Source organism: Pelagibacterium halotolerans (assembly GCF_044811015.1).
Taxonomy (GTDB): Bacteria; Pseudomonadota; Alphaproteobacteria; order Rhizobiales; family Devosiaceae; genus Pelagibacterium; species Pelagibacterium halotolerans_A.
Window position 1 is genome coordinate 361,457 of sequence record NZ_CP085243.1, and the last position, 19,470, is coordinate 380,926.

Below are 19,470 nucleotides of genomic sequence, written 5' to 3' on the forward strand. Positions count from 1 at the left end.
GGCGATCGTCATCCACAAACCCCCATCATTTAAGATGAATGGGGGCTTGTTTCTGGCCGCGTGGTTCCGTCGCCTTCGTTCAAATCGTCAGGCTGCCGCCTGGCAATTTGAACGAAGGGGGACACTAAGGTATCCAATTCTGATAGTTTGCGGATTCGTGGAGCCATGGGAGCGGCTCCGCTGCGCCGTATCCAACGGGAACGCATAAAAATGGTACGCTTGGTGAGCTGGCTCTTTGGGATGGCGGCCTTTTTCGGGCTGATCGCATTGGGCGGCGTTGCGTTTTTTATCTGGACCCTGACTCAAGACCTTCCCGACTACACCGTCCTCCTGGACTACCAGCCGCCCGTTACGACGCGCGTTCATGCCGCCGACGGTACGCTTCTGGCCGAATTCGCACGCGAACGGAGGCTGTTCCAGCCCATCGAGACCATCCCGCCGCATGTGATCGAGGCATTTCTTTCGTCCGAGGATAAGGACTTCTACAGCCATTTCGGCATCGATGTCGGCGGCGTTTTGCGGGCGGCACGCGATAATATCGAACGGCTCGCCGGCGGTGGGGGCGGGCCTCTCGTGGGGGCGTCGACGATCACCCAACAGGTCGCCAAGAATTTTCTTCTGACGTCGGACCAGACATGGGAGCGCAAGATCAAGGAAGCGCTGCTTGCGCTGCGGATCGAGAATACGTTCTCCAAGGACAAGATCCTGGAACTCTATCTCAATGAGATCTATCTGGGCTTCAATTCCTACGGTGTTGCCGCCGCCGCGCTCAATTATTTCGACAAGGCGCTATACGAACTCACCTATGCCGAGGCGGCCTATCTCGCAGCGCTGCCCAAGGGACCGGCCAACTATCATCCCTTCCGCCAACCGCAGGCGGCTATAGAAAGGCGCAACTGGGTGCTCGACCGGATGGCGGAGAATGGCTACATCACCTTCGCCGAGGCCGAGGACTACAAGGCGCAGAACCTTGATGTCGTTCCGCGGATCGGTGGGTCACAGCTTTATTCGGCGGAATATTTCACCGAAGAGGTCCGGCGGCAGCTCGGCTCAATCTATGGCGAGGATCAGCTCTATGGCGGTGGGCTTTCGGTGCGCACCACGCTCGACCCACAGATGCAGAACTATGCCCGGCGCGCCCTGATGGACGGGCTCATCCGGTTCGACCAGGCGCGCGGCTTCCATGGCGTGGTTGCGACAATCGAGCTGGGGGAGGACTGGGGACGGGCGCTTGCCGCGATCGAGCCCTTGAGCGACGTGCCCGAATGGCAGCTCGCTGTCGTGCTCGAAATGGAGAGCAATCGGGCGCATATAGGGTTGCGGCCGGATATCGATGTCGACGGGCGGATCAGCAATGCGCGGATCGAGGCGGAAATCCCCGGCAGTGCCGTAAGCTGGGTGAGTGAGCCGTTAAGCGCGCTTCTGAGCGTCGGTGACGTCGTCTATGTCGAACCGGTAGAGGGCGATGAAGGCGTTTATACGCTGCGGCAAACGCCGGAGGTGCAGGGCGGGATCGTCGCGATGGATCCGCGCACGGGACGGGTGCTCGCTATGGTGGGCGGGTTTTCGTTCGACGAATCCGAGTTCAATCGCGCAACGCAGGCGATGCGGCAGCCAGGCTCCTCGTTCAAGCCGTTCGTTTATGCCGCCGCGCTCGACAATGGCTATACGCCCGCTTCAGTGATCCTCGATGCGCCGCTCGAAATCGTCAACGACGACGGCTCTGTCTGGCGACCGGAAAACTACGCTCAGCAGTTTTACGGGCCGCAGACCTTGCGGCGCGGGATCGAGCGGTCGCGCAACGTGATGACGGTGCGGCTCGCCAAGGATCTCGGAATGCCGCTGGTTGTGGAATATGCCCGTATGTTCGGGGTGTCCGACGATCTGCCGCCTTATCTCTCTTCGGCGCTCGGTGCGGGCGAGACGACGGTGCTGCGCATGACCGCGGCTTATGCGACGATCGCCAATGGCGGGCGCAAGATCACCCCGACGCTGATCGACCGGGTTCAGGACCGGTACGGCGAAACGATCTATGTCCACGACCAGCGCATCTGTGACGGGTGCGAAGCCACCGAATGGGTGGGCCAGAGCGAGCCGCTCGTCGTCGACAATCGCGAGCAGGTGCTCGATCCGATGACCGCGTATCAGATCACTTCGATGCTCGAAGGTGTGGTGCAGCGCGGGACTGGCACGGCTGTCCGCCGCGTCGGGAGACCGGTCGCGGGCAAGACGGGAACGACGAACGACTATAAGGATGCCTGGTTCGTCGGGTTTACGCCGGAACTCGCGGTGGGGGTTTATGTCGGCTACGATATCCCGCGCTCGATGGGCCGGTCCTCGACAGGCGGCGAACTCGCGGCACCGATCTTTGCCGATTTCCTTGTCGCAGCGCTCGAAGGCCAGCCCGCAACACCCTTTGCGGTGCCACCAGGCATGCACCGGGAATGGATCGATCCGTCCTCGGGCGTCGAGATCGTCGCCGGCGGCGGGGGCATCCAGGAGGCCTTCAAGCCCGGTACCGGGCCGAACCTCGTCACGTCGGTGATTGGCGTGAATTCGGAGGCGTTCACGAATATTCAGAGCGGAGAAGTGGGCCAGAACCTCGATGTGGGGCGGGGTGGGCTGTTTTAAGGGCGGTTGGCGATGGTACAGGGAGGTAACCACACCATTCCAGCGGAGCGACGTGAAGCGCGAACGCCCGGAACGTCAGCGCAGGATCGGGAGATCGCTTGAAGGGACGTTCAATTTGCCCGGATGGAGGTATGCTTTTGCACCTCCATCCTCCTCGCGGCCTCCAACTTGATCCTACGAGATTCACACATCTTCTTGCGGCTGCGTGCGTGCCGCGGGGTGGGGATGAGTTTGGCGGAAAATCGTTTCGGTTGGGGCCCCAGGGGCGCCGGGTGCTCGGTGATGCGCGCGAAGAGACTTTCCTGCACACGAGTTGAGCTGGCGCAAGGGTAATTGCCGCGCGCGGCTTGATCGCAGGGAAGGGCTCGTTTAGATCATCGCTCCGAAGACGGAAGGAAAGACCACGGTATGCGTGCTGAAGTTCAAAAGACGGTCGACGAAATCAAGCAGGCTCTAAGCCTGCTGAGGAGGCATCTTTGACTGGGATACAGCCCAGAGACGTCTCGATGAACTGAATGCGCGTACCGAATCCGGCGACCTGTGGAACGATCCGGAGGCCGCGCAGGCGGTGATGCGCGAGCGCCAGGCGCTCGAAACCGCGATTGCGGAGGTCACACGTCTCGATACGGCGCTGAGCGACAATATCGAGCTGATTGAACTCGGCGAGGCCGAGGGCGATGATGAGGTCGTCGCCGAAGCGGAAGCCGCCATCAAGGCGCTCGAGGGGACGGCGGCGCGTATGCGTGTCGAATCGCTCCTGTCGGGCGAGGCGGATTCGAACGATTGCTATCTCGAAGTCCATTCCGGCGCCGGTGGCACCGAGAGCCAGGACTGGGCGCAGATGCTTTTCCGCATGTACACCCGCTGGGCGGAGGCGCGGAAGTTCAAGGTCGAGACGATCGAATATCACGCCGGTGAAGAAGCGGGCATCAAATCCGCGACGATCCAGATCAAGGGCCACAACGCCTATGGCTGGCTCAAGACCGAATCCGGCGTGCACCGGCTGGTGCGGATTTCGCCCTATGACAGCCAGGCACGGCGGCATACGAGCTTTTCGAGCGTATGGGTTTATCCGGTGATCGACGATTCGATCGATATCGAGGTCAACGAATCCGACTGCCGCATCGATACCTATCGCGCATCAGGTGCGGGCGGGCAGCACGTCAATACGACCGATTCGGCGGTGCGTATTACGCATATTCCGACCGGTATCGTCGTGCAGTGCCAGAACGAGCGCAGCCAACACAAGAACCGGGCGCAGGCATGGGACATGCTGCGGGCGCGGCTCTACGAGCTCGAACTGCAAAAACGCGAGGATGCGGCGAGCGCCGAGGCGGCATCGAAAACCGATATTGGCTGGGGACACCAGATCCGATCCTACGTCTTGCAGCCCTATCAGCTTGTCAAAGACCTCCGGACAGGCGTTGAGAACACCGCGCCGCAGGACGTGCTGGACGGTGATCTCGACGCATTCATGGAAGCCTCGCTGGCCCAACGGGTTGGCGCGGACAAGGCCGAGGACGAGTAACACCGCTGTGCCCTCTGTCCGGACGGGAGTCGGAAGCCTATCTTGGGGCCGGCGTTGTCCGATCGAGAGGAGCCATCATGACCTGGTTGCCGGATTACGATCCCGTTCAGGGGGATCCCAAGAGCTGCGATGCGCTCGAGCTGGTCGTTGTGCCGCGTACACGCGACCTTGGCGAAGGTTTCGCCGTCCGTCGCGCCCTGCCGCACGGCAAGCGGCAGATGGTGGGGCCGTTCATCTTTTTCGATCAATTCGGCCCGGCGCAGTTTATCCCCGGGCAGGGGATGGACGTGCGGCCGCATCCGCATATTGGTCTCTCGACGGTCACATATCTCTTCGATGGCAAGGTGATGCATCGTGACAGCGAAGGGAATATCCAAGAGATCGTGCCCGGAGCGATGAACCTGATGACCGCCGGCCGCGGCATCACCCATTCGGAGCGCACGCCTGAGGTCGAGCGCGCGGCCGGTCAGAAGATGCTGGGGCTCCAGAGCTGGATTGCGCTGCCAACCGACAAGGAAGATATCGCCCCGACGTTTCAGCACTTTTCCTCCGGCGACCTGCCGACGGTCCGCGACAACGGGTTTTCAGCCCGTGTGATTGCGGGAAAGGCGTTCGGCAAGCGTTCGCGCGTGCAAACGATCACGGACTGGTTCTATGCCGAAGTGAGTCTTGCGGAAGGCCAGTCGGCGCCGCTGGATACCGACTATGAGGAGCGCGCGATCTATCTGATCGACGGAGAGGTCGAGATCGCCGGTGACAGGTTTGAAGGGCCGAGGCTTCTGGTATTCCGTCCAGGTGATGCGATCACTGTCAAGGCAACGCGGCCAAGCCGGATGATGTATCTGGGCGGCACGGCGCTCGAGGGGCCGCGCTACATTTGGTGGAATTTCGTGTCCTCAAGCAAGGAACGGATCGAGCAGGCGAAGGAAGATTGGAAGCAGGCGCGTTTCGGTATCGTGCCGGACGAAACGGAATTTGTTCCACTTCCGGATAGTTCGTATTGAACTACAGGAATTTGGCGAGGTTTCTTCCAGCGGTGAGGAAGCGTGACGGGTCGACTGCATTGCCATTGCGGCGGACTTCGAAATGCAGGTGAGGCCCGGTGCTGCGGCCCGTCGATCCAGCCTTTCCAACACGCTGGCCGGCGGTGACGGTCTGGCCGTTCGAGACCGTGATTGCGCTTAAGTGCGCGTAACGGGTGACGATGCCGTTGCCATGATCGACTTCGACCATGTTCCCGTAGCCCCCATTGCGTCCCGCGTGGATGACCGTGCCGGACGCCGCGGCGAGGACCGGGGTTCCGGTTGCGGCGCGGAAGTCGATGCCGGCATGAAAGGCGGCACGGTTGAGAAACGGATCATTGCGGCTACCAAAGTTCGAACTGATGCTGAGATTGCCGGCGATTGGGCGGCGTACGGGGGCTGAGGTCAGTGCGTTGCGGGCAGCGTTGAAGCGGGCGAGGGCGGCCGCGACAGCATTGGCTTCGTCAATGATAGAGAGTTCCGCGGTGCTTTCGGCGGGAATGAATGGGCCGCCAACTCCGGTTGTGTCATCCAGATCGGGTTCGAGGCCAACGCTTTGAAGGCCGGAGACGATCTCCCGGGTGGATAGCGTCGCCGCGTCGGAGAGTGCTACGAGCGCCATGCGCGTTTCCTGCTGCATGGTATCGAGGGATTCGACAATTCCCGGAATGTCGGAGGGCGGCTGCGCCGGGTCCAGGGCGCCGGTGGTCATCACGTCCTCGGGGGCGGTTCCGTCCATTGCGATACCCATCTGGCGAGCCATGTCGGTGAGGGCACGGACGTATTCGTGCTGTTCGAACAGAACTTCCTGCTGCTCGACCAGTTCGTGCATCTGCAGGTTCATATCGCCCATCTGGGCGTATTGGCGCGAGTGGAGCCGGTCGACTTCGAGCCGCAATTCGGTGATGCGCTGCTCGTAGGCATGGATCTGGGCGGAGTTGTCTTCGCGGAAAAGCGCGTTGATATCAGGCGCGAGATAGAGCCCAAGCCCCGTAAGGATATTGGTCAAAAGCAGGAGAGCGAAAAGGCCGTAGAAAAACGCGTAGGACCGGCGTGGCCCCTCGGGTTTCGGGGCCCTGCCCAACTCCATCTTCGCGTTTTTCTTCGCCACTGGCCCACCCCGCCACTCACGACCAACTCAATGACCGCCATATTGCGGGGTTATGGTTAACGAAGGTTCAAAGTGCGCTTAACCGAGAGCCTTGAGAACCCGTTCGACGTGGCCTTTGGCGCGGATATTAGGCCAGATCTGCGCGATCTTGCCGTCTGCACCGACCAACACGGTGGTGCGGATCAAGCCGGTATAGGTCCGCCCATAATTCTTCTTTTCACCCCATGCGCCATAGGCGTCGATCGCGATGCGGTCAGGGTCGGAGACGAGGATTGGCGAAAGGCTGTATTTTTCGCGAAAGGCGGCGAGCTGTTTCGGGGTATCCGGCGAGATGCCGACGAGCACGATGCCTTTTTGATCAAAAGTGCCTTGATGCGCCGTGAAGGCGATGTTTTGGTCGGTGCAGGCGGGGGTGTCGGCCTGAGGATAGAAATAGAGCAGCACGGCCTTTCCGGCGTAGGCGGAAAGCCTGAAGCGCTCACCGGTGTCGGTGGGCAGGTCGAAATCCGGGGCAGACATGTCCTCTTTCAGGTGCGGCATGAAGGGTCTCCCAATGGCCGGTTTAGCAACAAATGTATGGTTTGCCTTATTGCAGCCGATTTGCTTGTCAAAGACACTCAACGGCAATTAGCCGATTCTTCCCGGTATTTTTTCATCGCGAGCTTAGGGCCTGCCATCAATTATGGATAGGGGTTTGATTTTGCATAAATCTTTCAATGCCAAGCGTTTCTCGCGGCTCGGGGTTGTCCCCCGTGCCACGAGAAACGCGCCGGCAGTGGGCGATTTATGCAAAACCCTTCGGGCGGACCATAGTCCGGCTCGTTTCGCGAAAAGTTCCGTTTGTGGACATCAGTCCACGGCACGGCACTTTCCACGAAACGCGCGCGGACTATGGTCCGTCAAACCCCTATCCATAATTGATGACAGGTCCTAGACATACGGCCGTCATTGACCGAATTTCCGCGCGTTTCCACTCAAAGCAAATGGCGTGGTCTTCGCAGGGTGCTCGCGGGACTGCGTTGGGGAGTTTTCGGGCTCGCAGTTGTGCTCGCACTCGTCTACGTCCGGCTGCTGTTCGGACCGATATCACTCGATTTTTTGTCCGACCGTGTACAGTCTGCCGTTGCCGGCCTGGTCGAGGACGACTTCGAAGTCTCCTGGGATGAATTCGGATTGTCTTTGGACGGGCCGCTCAATCCCGTTTTCCGTCTCGCTTCGGTCGAACTGCGGGACGTTGCGAGCGATGCAGTCATCGGCATGGATGCGCTCGAGATCGGCGTGTCGCCGATTGGCGCTCTCATGGGACGGCCTAATGCGCGAATTACGCTCGATAGCCCGCATTTCCAGCTCGTGCAGGATCTTTTGGGGCCGCGCACATCGAATTTCGAGGTGAGCGAAGACCCGGACACCGGAGAGATGACCGTTGCCGTTCACGAGGGTGAACAGGCGACGCCGGTCGTCCGGATCGAAAGCGACGGGCTCGAAGTGAGCACCGGGGAAGGAGCCCGTTCGGCGGCGTTGCGGTCGGACAACGCAATGATGGTTGCGACCGTCGAAGCGATCAATGCCGGTCTGGCGGATCTGGCCAATCAGGCCCAAAACGGGCAGGTCTCGCGGATCAGCGTGCGAAACGGGTCGGTGGCCATGCTCGATACGGTTTTTGGCCTTTACCGCGAATTCCATGCCGTTGAATTCGATATGCGGGCGGGGCAGCGCGTGAATGGTGTATCGGCGCGGTTTTCGGCCAGTATTGCGGGCCGCGAGACCAGCGGAACGATCACACGCGTCCGGGACGGCGCCGTCGCGACTGTCAATTTCGCACTGACGGGCCTCGATTTTTCGACGCTGCTGCCATTCCTCGACGATCCAGTGGGGATTGCCGCCTTGCGGGGGCAGGGTGGGCTTTCGGGTACGCTGCGATTTGCGGCATCCCAGGGGCGGCTTACCGAGGGACGGTTTACGATCGATGTTGACGGCACCTATCTGAGGCTGGCCAACGATATGTTCGCTGTCGATGCAGAGCCGTTCCCTGTGAGCTGGTTTCCCGGCGAGGCACGGTTTCATTTTTCGGACGCCCATGTGTCTGTCGGGCAAAGCCATGGCACGATATCGGGTGACATCCTTTTGGGATTCGACCGGCAATTCGGACCGACGCTGGCGATGAGCATCTCGGGGAGCGATGTCTATCTTCACCCCGACGACATGGAGGCGCCCGCAAGGCCGATTGATTCCATTCGCTTTGAAGGGTGGTCCGCACCGCTCTATGGGGCGGTGGGAATCGATCGCCTGACTGCATCGGAAGGTGAGGCCAGCCTAGCTCTGAGCGGGCGGCTGGATAGCCTAAGGGCGGGGATCGGGCTCAAGCTTTCACTTACCGGTCAGGGTTTCTCGGCCGATACGGTCAAGCGGCTCTGGCCCTATATTTTTGCGCCCGAGGGGCGGGCATGGTTGGTGGACTACGTCAAATCGGGGCGTGTCGCGAGCGCAAACATGGTGTTCGATTTTCCCGTCGGGTCGATTGCAATCGACGGTTCGCCCAAGCCCATGCCCGAAGGCGCAATACGGGTCGAGATGGCGGCAGACGGCGTTGAGCTCCTGCCCTTTGCTGGCATGCCACAGCTCGACATCGCCGGGGACACGCGGGTTCTCGTGCGCGACGAACAGGTCACGGTGGGTGTGGACCGAGCCACAATAGCGGGCGCCGCAGGCCCGATCCTTGTCGAGAATGCGGCGTTTCTGAACCAGGATACCACTGCGCGGCGGCCGATCTTCGAGATTTCGGGGGATATTTCCGGTGCCGTTCCGGACCTGCTCGCGCTCGCGGACGATCCGGCCTTCGGAACTCCGGATACCGCCACGTCGCCCCTCGATATCGCGGAACTCAAATCGAAGCTGAGCGGCACTGCGCATGCCACTGTCATCGCGACGTTGGGCCTCGACGACATCGGGCAGGTCGAACGGGTCGACTATACGCTCAACGGGACCGTCACCGGTCTCTCGACGCGGGAGCCGGTCGGCGGGTACGAGGTATCGGACGCCAGTCTCTCCTTCACTGCGTCCCAGGCCGGGTTCAATGCGAACGGCAATGGCAGGTTAGGCTCGATCCCGTTCGATTTCGAGGCGAGCCAGAACGGAGACGAGGCACCCGATATTCGTGTTGCATCGACGTTCCGTGCAGAGGATGCAGCGGCGTTCGGTGTGGACTTGAGCGAATATATCGAGGGCGACGTGCGAGTGGTCGCTGAACCGCTGGGAGAGGATCGGTATCGGATTTCAGCCGATCTGACCAATGCTGCGCTGACGCTTGCGGACGTCGGAATTCAGAAGGCGCAAGGCGTTGCCGGTGGCGCAAATGCCGTTGTTGAGATCGGTACCGATGGGATCTCAGTGTCGGAGGCGGGGCTGGGATTTGGCGAGGTCAGGCTGGCCGGATCGTTTGCGGTAACCTCCGAAGGCAAGCTGGAAGAGGCCCGCTTTTCCACGTTCCAGATCAGCCCCGGCGACCGTGCGCAGGCGGTGATCACTGCGGATGGTGGTGGGTACGCGGTTTCAGTATCGGGTGCGCAGCTCGATCTGCGACCGATGCTGAGGCGGTTCATCAGTCTGGACACGCAAAATGCGGCGGGTGCCAGTGAGAATTTAGGTGACGAACGGTTCTCGGTGAACCTCGCGCTGGATCGCGCGATTGGCTATTACGGTGCCGTCGCCCTTGGCGTCGAGCTCGACTTGCAGGTGCGCGGCGATACGCTTGAGCATATCGCGCTTTCCGCCGGCCTCGGCGGTGGGCGTTCGGTCTCTGCGACGACCAATCGCGGGGATGGCGATCGCGTTATGAGCTTTGCGTCGAACGATATCGGCGGGCTGCTGCGCTTTGTGGGGCTCTATCCGCGTCTCGTTGGCGGCGAGGGGAGCCTGGTCATCCGGCACGACATAGCAAGCGATGCCGATTCCGGTGCGTTCGAGATGCGGAATTTCTCGATTGTCGATGAAGCCAACATTGCGCAACTCCTGCAATCCAGCCAGGGGGCGGAAGCTTATACGGCGCACGGGAATTCGCTCGATTTCACGCGTGGGCGGGCGGAATTTGTGAGGGTCGGCAAACGGATCGAGGTGCGCGATGCGGCGCTCTATGGCGACAGCGTCGGTGGCACGGCGCGGGGCAATATTCTGCTCGACGAGGGCCGGTATGATCTTACAGGAACCTATGTGCCGCTTTTCGGGATCAACAATGCGTTCCAGCAAATTCCGCTGATTGGGCCGATCTTCGGCGGCCGCGAAGGTGAAGGGTTGATTGGGGTGACGTTTGCCGTGCGCGGGCCGCTCGCGGAGCCTGAATTGCTGGTCAATCCCGTGTCGATCCTCGCGCCGGGGGTCTTCCGGTCGCTATTCGAATACCGGGCGCAGGGCGAGGCGGCGGCGCAATAAAAGGCCGCCCCCAAGGGCGGCCCGTTTTCGTCAGATCGGCTTGAGCAGGATGTGACGCTTCTTGCCCACCGAAAGCTTGATCACGCCTTCAGGCAGAACGTGCTCTTTGCCCAGCGACAGCTTTTCGTCATCCACGGAGGTGTCGTTGACCTTTAACGCACGCGCCTGAATGTGCCGACGGGCTTCGCCGTTCGACCCCGCAAGGCCAGCGGTCACGGCCGCCGCGAGAATGCCGAGACCACCTTCGAGTGCTGTCCATCCGATCTGGATCGTCGGTAGCGACAGGTCGAGTTGCCCAGCCTCGAAGACGGCAGTTGCCGTTGCCGCGGCTTCCTTTGCGGCCTCTCGGTTGTGGACGAGGGCAGTAACCTCGGTGGCGAGGATTTTTTTGGCTTCGTTGATGTCGGTCGCGTCACCGTTGACGATCCGTGCAATCTCGTCGAGGGGCAGGGTGGTGAAAAGCTTCAGGAACCGCTCGACGTCAGCATCCTCGGTATTGCGCCAGTATTGCCAGAAATCGTATGGAGAAAGCATGTCCGCGTTGAGCCAGACCGCGCCATTCGCGGTCTTGCCCATCTTCTGGCCCGAGGCGGTTGTCAGAAGCGGCGAGGTCAAGGCGTAGAACTGGGTGTCGAGCATGCGATGCCCAAGATCCAGGCCGTTGACGATGTTGCCCCATTGGTCCGAGCCGCCCATCTGGAGCGTGCAGCCATAACGGCGGTTGAGCTCCACGAAGTCGTAGGCCTGTAGGATCATGTAGTTGAATTCGAGGAAGGACAGCGACTGTTCGCGGTCCAGACGGAGCTTGACCGAATCGAAGCTGAGCATCCGGTTGACCGAGAAGTGCTGGCCGACGTCGCGCAGGAATTCGACGTAGCCAAGGCCCATCAGCCAATCGGCGTTGTTTGCCATGATCGCGTCCGTCGGACCGTCGCCGAAGATGAGGAAGTTTTCGAACTTCTCTTTGATGCCTTCGATGTTCGACGCGATGTCTTCGACCGTCAGGAGCTTGCGCGCCTCATCCTTGAACGAGGGGTCGCCGATCATGCCTGTGCCGCCACCCATGAGCGCGATGGGGCGGTGGCCGGTCTTTTGCAGCCAATGGAGCATCATGATCTGCATCAAATGCCCGACATGCAGGCTCGAGGCAGTCGGATCGTACCCGATATAGCCGGTTACGGTTTCGCTCGCGAATTTCTCGTCGAGCGCTTCTGCATCCGAGATCTGGTGGATGAAGCCACGCTCATCGAGCGTGCGCAGGAAGTCGGATTTGAAGTCCGTCATGGCGTAATCGGCCTCGGCTTTCGTTCTTCGGGTTTGCAGTGACGCCTAGCGCCCGCCGCCCGCGGCAATCTCGGCGCGGCGCTTGTCGAGATAGTCGCCGCAATTTTCGAGCAGTTCGTCGATCTTGCCTTCGTAGAAATGGTTGGCGCCTTCGATTATGCGCTGCTCGATGGTGATGCCCTTTTGAGTCTTAAGCTTGTCCACAAGCTTCTGGACGGACTCGGGGGGCGCGACACGATCCTTGTCGCCGTGAATGATGAGCCCCGAAGACGGGCAGGGTGCCAGGAACGAGAAATCGTAGAGATTCTCTGGAGGCGACACAGAGATGAAGCCTTCGACCTCTGGCCGCCGCATCAAAAGCTGCATGCCGATCCAGGCGCCGAAGGAAAAGCCCGCAATCCAGCAGCCACGGCTTTCGCGGTTGATGGCCTGAAGCCAGTCGAGCGCGGCTGCGGCATCGGACAATTCGCCCACGCCATGGTCGAACATGCCCTGGGAGCGGCCAACACCACGGGAATTGAAGCGCAGAACGGCGAAGCCGCGCTCCACGAACATATAAAAGAGGTTGTAGACGATCTGGTTGTTCATCGTCCCCCCGAACTGGGGGTGCGGATGCAATATGATCGCCACAGGCGCGTTAGGCTCCTTGCCTGGCTGATACCGGCCCTCGATACGGCCTTCGGGACCATTGAAAATCACTTCAGGCATAATACGCTACCCTTGTCGCCTGCCCGGAATTCGAATGGACGCCAGCAAAGCGTGGCGCCCGGCTTGACGAACGCGCCGGGGCTTCATAAAACTGACTGCAAATACCAGTTTAGAATTATTCCAAACGTGGGATTTGGCCGGTCACCCGGCCTTTGTGAGCGCTCCTTTTACTTAAGGTGCGAGTCGAATTTCAAGGATTGTTTGCTGGTGCCGGAAATGCCGGCTGCAACGCGATGGACCGGATGCGCCATTATCTCGACCATAACGCTTCCGCGCCGCTTCTGCCCGAGGCGCGCGAGGCAGTTATTGCCGCGCTGGAATTGACCGGGAATCCGTCGTCCGTGCATGGCGCGGGACGGGCGTTGCGCAAGGTGATCGACGATGCGCGCGATTCTGTCGCGAAATTAGCCGGCGCGGAAGCCAAGCAGGTGGTCTTCACCGGGTCGGCGACCGAGGCGATCACGCAGGCCATTGTCGGTGGGGTCAAGGTGTTCAATGTCGACCGGGTCGTGGTCGGTGCCACAGACCACGCAGCGGTGCTCAAGGCGGCGGAGGCGAGTGGCGTTTCGGTGCGGGTTCTAGGCGTCGATAAGGATGGGCTTATCGACCTCGATGCGCTTCGGCGGACGCTGGAAGCCGCTGAAGTGGCGGGGGAAACGCTGCTTGTAGCAGTTGGCTGGGTGAACAACGAGACGGGCGTCGTGCAGCCGCGTGCGCGGATCGAGGCCACGGTCGGGCCGACACGTCATGTGCTTTTGCTCGATGCGGTGCAGGGATTTGGCAAGCTAGACCTAGATTTTTCCGCTTCAGCTACCGATATGGTGGCCATATCGGGTCATAAGATCGGCGCGCCGGCGGGCATTGGTGCTTTGCTGGTGAAAAGCCATGCGGATACGGTTCGGCTGGTGCCCGGCGGCGGGCAGGAGCAGGGCCGGCGGGGGGGCACGGAAGCGGCGGCGTTGATCGCCGGGTTCGGAGCTGCCTGCGACGCATTTGCGGTACGGTTTGATCGCGAGGCAGTCGGTCAGCTTGTCGCGGAGGTTGAGCACAGGTTGCGTGACGTTGCACCGGAAACCGTTGTGTTTGGTTCGGACGTGGAACGGATCGGAACGACGATCAATTTCGCGGTCCCGGGACTTAAGAATACGGTCGCGATGATGGCGCTGGATTTGGCTGGCGTCGCGGTTTCGTCGGGCTCGGCGTGTTCGTCCGGCAAAGTTGGACGCAGCCATGTGTTGAGCGCCATGGGGGTCGACCCGGCGCTATCGGAATGCGGCCTTCGGGCCAGTCTCGGATGGAATTCGACGCAAGCAGACGTCGATGCCTTTTTCGAGGCGTTTGAGATCGTGCTGGCCCGGCATAATAGCCGGAGCGGCGCAGCGGCGTAGAAGCGCTACGCTTTAGAGTTAGGAGACGTTCATGTCGGATTTTGACATCCCCACCCTCAAGGAGAACATCGACCGGGAAACCGTCGAGAGCGTTCTCGCTTTGGATGTCGACAAGTACAAGTACGGGTTCGAGACGGTTATCGAATCCGACAAGGCACCCAAAGGGTTGAGCGAGGATACGATCCGGTTCATCTCGGCCAAGAAGAACGAGCCCGAATGGATGCTCGAATGGCGGCTAGAGGCGTTCCGCCGCTGGCAAACCATGAGTGAGCCGACCTGGGCGCGCGTCTCTTATCCCGAGATCCCCTATCAGGACACGTATTACTATTCGGCGCCCAAGGGGGCGACGGGGCCGAAGAGCCTCGACGAGGTCGATCCGGAGCTGTTGAAAACGTATGAGAAGCTCGGCATTCCGCTATCCGAGCAGAAGATACTGGCGGGCGTTCTCGAAGACGGCGAAGGTGCGGAGCAGCACGTTTCGCCTTATAGCGGCAATGTGGCTGTCGATGCGGTGTTCGACTCGGTTTCGGTTGTCACGACGTTCCGAGAGGAGTTGGCCAAGCACGGGATCATCTTCTGTGCGATCTCCGAGGCGATCCGGGAGTATCCGGAACTGGTCAAGAAATATCTCGGCTCGGTCGTGCCGGTCTCCGACAACTTCTTTGCAACGCTCAATTCAGCGGTCTTCACCGACGGGTCGTTCGTCTACATCCCCAAGGGCGTGCGGTGCCCGATGGAACTCTCGACCTATTTCCGGATCAACGAGAAGAATACCGGACAGTTCGAGCGCACGCTGATCATCGCCGAGGAAGGCTCGTATGTGAGCTACCTCGAGGGCTGCACTGCGCCGATGCGCGACGAGCATCAGCTTCACGCGGCCGTCGTCGAACTCGTTGCGCTCGATGAAGCGGAGATCAAATATTCGACCGTGCAGAACTGGTATCCCGGCGACAAGAACGGTAAGGGCGGAGTTTATAACTTCGTGACCAAGCGCGGCGATTGCCGGGGCAAGAATTCCAAGATCTCCTGGACGCAGGTCGAGACCGGTTCGGCGATCACCTGGAAGTATCCGAGTTGCGTCCTCAAGGGCGACGGGTCGCGGGGCGAGTTCTACTCGATCGCGATCTCGAATGGTCACCAGCAGATCGACAGCGGCACCAAGATGCTGCATCTGGGCAAGAACACATCCTCGCGCATCATCTCCAAGGGGATTGCCGCCGGGTTCTCGGACAATACCTATCGCGGCCGCGTCTTCGCGCATCCCAAGGCGACGAACGCACGGAATTTCACGCAGTGCGACAGCCTTCTGATCGGCGACACGTGCGGTGCGCATACAGTGCCCTATATCGAGAGCCGGAATGCGACGGCGGTTTTCGAGCACGAGGCGACGACGTCCAAGATCTCGGACGATCAGATGTTCTACTGCCTGCAGCGCGGGCTTTCCGAAGAAGAGGCCGTGGCGCTGATCGTCAACGGGTTCGTGCGGGACGTGCTGCAGCACCTGCCGATGGAGTTCATGGTCGAAACCCAGAAGCTCATTGGGATTTCTCTCGAAGGCAGCGTCGGCTGATCGCTTCGCTGCTCTTTTGAATTTGCATTGCGCCCCAGAGGGGCAAACTGAATGGGACGGCGGAACGCGCCGAAAATGACATGACCACACCGATGCTTGAAATCAAGAACCTGCATGTGCGCGTCGAGGATCAGGCGATCCTCAAGGGTGTCGACCTGACGCTCAACCGCGGGGAGCTGCATGCGATCATGGGCCGGAACGGCTCGGGAAAATCGACGCTCTCCTATGTGCTGGCGGGCAAGGAAGACTATGAGGTGACCGAAGGGGAAATCCTCTTTGAGGGTGAGAACCTTCTGGAGATGGAGCCGGACGAGCGCGCCGCCGCCGGGGTGTTCCTTGCGTTCCAGTACCCGATTGAAATCCCGGGTGTCTCAACGATGACGTTCCTCAAGGCCGCGATGAACGCACAGCGTAAGGCGCGTGGGGAAAGCGAACTTTCGACGCCGGAATTCATGAAGGCGGTCAAGGAGGCTTCGGGGCTTCTGGAATTCAAGCAGGATATGCTCAAGCGCGCGCTCAATGTCGGGTTCTCCGGTGGCGAGAAGAAGCGCGCTGAAATTCTGCAGATGGCGCTTCTGGCGCCCAAGCTGTGTATCCTCGACGAGACGGATTCCGGGCTCGATATCGACGCGCTCAAGGTTGTCGCCGAGGGCGTCAACAAGCTGCACGGCCCCGAGCGGACGATGCTGATTATCACTCACTATCAGCGCCTTCTGAACTACATCGTGCCCGATATCGTGCATGTGTTCTCGGATGGCCGTGTGGTCGAGACGGGCGACAAATCGCTGGCGCTTGAGCTTGAGGCCAAGGGCTATGCCGAATTCGAAACCACCGACGCGGCCTGAGGACGGTACCGATGAACGTGCAAACGCCAATCCGCCTGACTGCGGCGGAAGAAAGCCTTGCCGCCCAGCTTGAGAGCGTCGGAGCGGGCGATGCCGCGATGCGGTTTCGTGCGGCCGGCCTGCCGACACGCCGGGTCGAGGCCTATCACTACACCGATCTCAAAGTCCTGCTTTCGGACATTCCGCCGCTGGCCGGTGCCGTGACGGGGACCGGCGCTCCATCGTTCGATATTCCGGGTGCGTATAGGGTCGTCGTTACCAATGGCGCGGTACAGAACGCGGGCACTGCGCCGGCGGGCGTTATCGTGGGGAAAGTCGCTGGATCGACGCTCGGCCTGCGTGACGACACCGTCGTCCGACTCAATTCCGCGCTGGTCAAGGAAGCGGTGACTATCGAATTGGCCGGTTCGGTCGATCCGGTGATTCATGTCGACCGCCGCACCGATGGTGATGCGGCGCATGTGGCGACGGGCTCGAAAATCACGGTTGCTCCGGGTGCCAGCGCGACCATTATCGAGACGGTTTCGACCTCGGATGCCGGGCATATGGGCAATCTTGGAACGTATGTTGCGGTCGGCGAGGGGGCGAATGTCACCCATATCGTTGTCGATCTGTCAGCCAATCAGGCGACCCAGTTTTCGACGCTCGAATATCGAATCGACGCTGAAGCCAGCCTCAAGTCCATCGTGATCCAGGCCGGTGCGAACCTCGCTCGGGCGCAGGTTTTTGCCGATTTCGTAGGCGAGGGCGCGCATAGCGACTTCTTCGGGCTCAACCTTGTCGATACCAACCAGCATCGCGACATCACGCTCGATGTGACGCATAGCGTGCCAAATACGACCTCGACCGAGCTCTTCAAGCAGATCGGGCGCGGGCGTGGCAAGGGCGTATTCCAGGGCAAGATCACCGTGGCCAAAGATGCGCAGAAGACCGACGCGAAGATGATGAGCCAGGGGCTGATGCTATCAGAAGGCGCGGAAATCCTGACCAAGCCCGAACTCGTCATCTATGCGGACGACGTGGTGTGCGGGCATGGCGCGACCTGCGGCGATCTCGATGAGACGTGGATGTTCTATCTCATGAGCCGCGGCATCCCGAAGGCGGTGGCCGAGACGATGCTGATCCGGGCGTTCCTGGAGGAAATCGTCGATGCGGTCGAGGATGAGGCTCTCGCCGAGGCGTTGAGCGGGATCGTGGATGGCTGGCTGGCCAAGGGCGCGTAATGGATTTCGATCTCGAAAAGGCACGCGCGGACTTTCCGATTCTCGAGGAGAAAATCCACGGGAAGCGGCTGGTCTATCTCGACAGCGGCGCGTCGGCGCAAAAGCCGGTGCAGGTGCTAGACCGGATGGATCACGCCTTCCGGCACGAATACGCCAATGTGCACCGGGGATTACACACGCTCGCCAACCGGGCGACGGAAGCCTATGAGGGCGCGCGAGAGACCGTGCGGAAATTCCTCAATGCGGGGCGCGTCGAAGAGATCGTTTTCACCCGCTCGACGACAGAGGCGGTCAATCTGGTTGCCAATGCCTTTGCCGACCCGAAGGTCGGGGAGGGCGACGAGATCGTTATCTCGATCATGGAACACCACTCCAATATCGTGCCCTGGCATTTCCTGCGTGAGCGCAAGGGGGCGGTGATCAAGTGGGTGGACGTGACGGATGACGGTGAGCTCGATCTCGATGCCTTCGCCGCGGCACTGAGCGACAGGACGCGGCTGGTCGCGATCACGCATATGTCGAACGTGCTGGGTACGATCACGCCGGCCAAGCAGATCGTCGAGATTGCGCATGCGCGGGGTATCCCCGTGCTGCTCGACGGAAGCCAGGCTGCGGTGCACGAAAAGGTGGACGTGCGCGATATCGACGCCGATTTCTACGTCATGACGGGACATAAGCTTTACGGCCCGACCGGGATCGGTGTTCTTTATGGCAAGTACGACCTTTTAGCCGAGATGCGGCCCTATATGGGTGGGGGAGAGATGATCGAGGAGGTGACCAAGGATATGGTCACCTATAACGCTCCTCCACACAAGTTCGAGGCGGGGACGCCGCCGATCGTTCAGGCGATCGGGCTGGGGGCCGCGCTCGATTATATGGAGAGCATCGGGCGCGAAGCGATCTCGGCGCATGAGCATGACGTCGCTGAATATGCGCGGGAGCGGTTATCGCGGATCAATGCCTTGCGGGTGATCGGCGACGCGCCGGGTAAGGGCGGTATTTTCGCCTTTACCATGGACACCGCGCACGCACACGACGTCGCGACGCTGCTGGACCGGTACGGTATCGCCGTGCGCGCCGGAACCCATTGCGCCATGCCGCTTCTTGAAAGATTCGGCGCGACCTCTACATGCCGGGCCTCTTTTGCCCTATATAACGGCAAGGACGATGTCGATGCGCTTGTCGAAGGCATCGAGAAGGCGCAGACTTTTTTCTAGAGCTATTCCGATTTTGATAGCATCAAAATCGGGCTCTAAGTGTTTGTTTTGTCACGTGTCCGAACCGAAAAAGTGGTGTCCACTTTTTCTGGACACGCTCCAGCTATTCGGGAGTGACCATGAGCCAAAGTGCAGCGCCTGAAAAAGAAACGACTGCCGAGACGGACGATCACCTGATTTCCACTTCGGGCTCGTCGTTGCCTCCTGAAGAGGTGGAGCGGATCACGGCCGATCTGATCAGCGCGCTCAAGACGGTGTACGATCCGGAAATCCCGGTCGACATCTATGAGCTGGGGTTGATCTACAAGGTCGATATCGACGATGATCGTCGATTGACGATCGATATGACACTAACAGCGCCGGGATGTCCGGTCGCCGGAGAGATGCCGGGCTGGGTCGAGCATGCGGCGCGCAGCGTCGAAGGCATCCAGGATGTCGAAGTCAACATGGTCTTCGATCCCCCTTGGGGACCGGACCGGATGAGCGAAGAAGCGCAGGTTGCGCTCAATTGGTGGTAA

14 protein-coding genes are annotated in these 19,470 nt (G+C 60.5%); 10 read left to right on the forward strand and 4 right to left on the reverse strand.

What is annotated here, in order from left to right; translation table 11 throughout:
• The first annotated feature begins 210 nt into the window (after positions 1-210).
• The 3 genes from LG281_RS01855 (at position 211) to LG281_RS01865 (ending at position 5,163) form a co-directional block, all read left to right on the forward strand.
• A complete protein-coding gene (locus tag LG281_RS01855; RefSeq protein WP_404403804.1) occupies positions 211-2,631 on the forward strand; it encodes a penicillin-binding protein 1A in 2,421 nt (806 codons plus the stop codon).
• 408 nt (positions 2,632-3,039) lie between these two features.
• Positions 3,040-4,159, forward strand: a protein-coding gene (prfB, locus tag LG281_RS01860; RefSeq protein ID WP_404403806.1) for a peptide chain release factor 2 whose coding sequence is annotated in 2 segments (ribosomal slippage) — positions 3,040-3,108 and positions 3,110-4,159 — 1,119 coding nt in all. Because the reading frame shifts where the segments join, the coding sequence is not laid out codon by codon here.
• 77 nt (positions 4,160-4,236) lie between these two features.
• Positions 4,237-5,163, forward strand: coding sequence for a pirin family protein (locus LG281_RS01865; RefSeq protein WP_404403808.1), 927 nt, complete (start codon positions 4,237-4,239; stop codon positions 5,161-5,163).
• Between the two features lies 1 nt (position 5,164).
• Here LG281_RS01865 and LG281_RS01870 read toward each other — a convergent pair whose 3' ends face one another.
• Both LG281_RS01870 and LG281_RS01875 read right to left on the reverse strand, forming a co-directional pair.
• Positions 5,165-6,292, reverse strand: coding sequence for a peptidoglycan DD-metalloendopeptidase family protein (locus LG281_RS01870; RefSeq protein ID WP_404403810.1), 1,128 nt, complete (start codon positions 6,290-6,292; stop codon positions 5,165-5,167).
• Between the two features lie 78 nt (positions 6,293-6,370).
• Complete coding sequence (locus LG281_RS01875; protein ID WP_404403812.1) at positions 6,371-6,919, reverse strand: peroxiredoxin; 549 nt, start codon at positions 6,917-6,919, stop codon at positions 6,371-6,373.
• Between the two features lie 417 nt (positions 6,920-7,336).
• Here LG281_RS01875 and LG281_RS01880 point away from each other — a divergent pair, with 417 nt between their 5' ends.
• Positions 7,337-10,717 carry an AsmA-like C-terminal region-containing protein gene (locus LG281_RS01880; RefSeq protein WP_404403814.1) on the forward strand — a complete coding sequence of 1,127 codons (3,381 nt, stop codon included), beginning with the start codon at positions 7,337-7,339 and terminating at the stop codon, positions 10,715-10,717.
• A 30-nt stretch (positions 10,718-10,747) separates the two neighbouring features.
• Here LG281_RS01880 and tyrS read toward each other — a convergent pair whose 3' ends face one another.
• Positions 10,748-12,001, reverse strand: coding sequence for a tyrosine--tRNA ligase (tyrS, locus tag LG281_RS01885; RefSeq protein ID WP_404403816.1), 1,254 nt, complete (start codon positions 11,999-12,001; stop codon positions 10,748-10,750).
• A gap of 45 nt (positions 12,002-12,046) precedes the next feature.
• Positions 12,047-12,709, reverse strand: a complete 663-nt coding sequence (locus LG281_RS01890; RefSeq protein ID WP_404403818.1) for an alpha/beta hydrolase — start codon at positions 12,707-12,709, stop codon at positions 12,047-12,049.
• A gap of 242 nt (positions 12,710-12,951) precedes the next feature.
• Here LG281_RS01890 and LG281_RS01895 point away from each other — a divergent pair, with 242 nt between their 5' ends.
• From LG281_RS01895 to LG281_RS01920, 6 genes are all read left to right on the forward strand, one after another.
• A complete protein-coding gene (locus tag LG281_RS01895; RefSeq protein WP_404403820.1) occupies positions 12,952-14,097 on the forward strand; it encodes a cysteine desulfurase family protein in 1,146 nt (381 codons plus the stop codon).
• A gap of 31 nt (positions 14,098-14,128) precedes the next feature.
• The gene (gene sufB, locus LG281_RS01900) at positions 14,129-15,667 is read left to right on the forward strand and encodes a Fe-S cluster assembly protein SufB (protein ID WP_404403822.1); all 1,539 of its coding nucleotides are present in this window, start codon (positions 14,129-14,131) and stop codon (positions 15,665-15,667) included.
• Between the two features lie 92 nt (positions 15,668-15,759).
• On the forward strand, positions 15,760-16,512 hold the full coding sequence (sufC, locus tag LG281_RS01905) for a Fe-S cluster assembly ATPase SufC (protein ID WP_404406585.1): 753 nt from the start codon (positions 15,760-15,762) through the stop codon (positions 16,510-16,512).
• A gap of 11 nt (positions 16,513-16,523) precedes the next feature.
• Positions 16,524-17,735 (forward strand): Fe-S cluster assembly protein SufD, encoded by a 1,212-nt coding sequence (gene sufD, locus LG281_RS01910; protein ID WP_404403824.1) that lies wholly within the window; start codon positions 16,524-16,526, stop codon positions 17,733-17,735.
• Positions 17,735-18,952, forward strand: a complete 1,218-nt coding sequence (locus LG281_RS01915) for a cysteine desulfurase (RefSeq protein WP_404403826.1) — start codon at positions 17,735-17,737, stop codon at positions 18,950-18,952. Before sufD ends, LG281_RS01915 begins: the two co-directional genes overlap by 1 nt.
• A 119-nt stretch (positions 18,953-19,071) precedes the next feature.
• Entirely contained in the window at positions 19,072-19,470 is a 399-nt protein-coding gene (locus LG281_RS01920) for an SUF system Fe-S cluster assembly protein (RefSeq protein ID WP_404403828.1), read from the forward strand.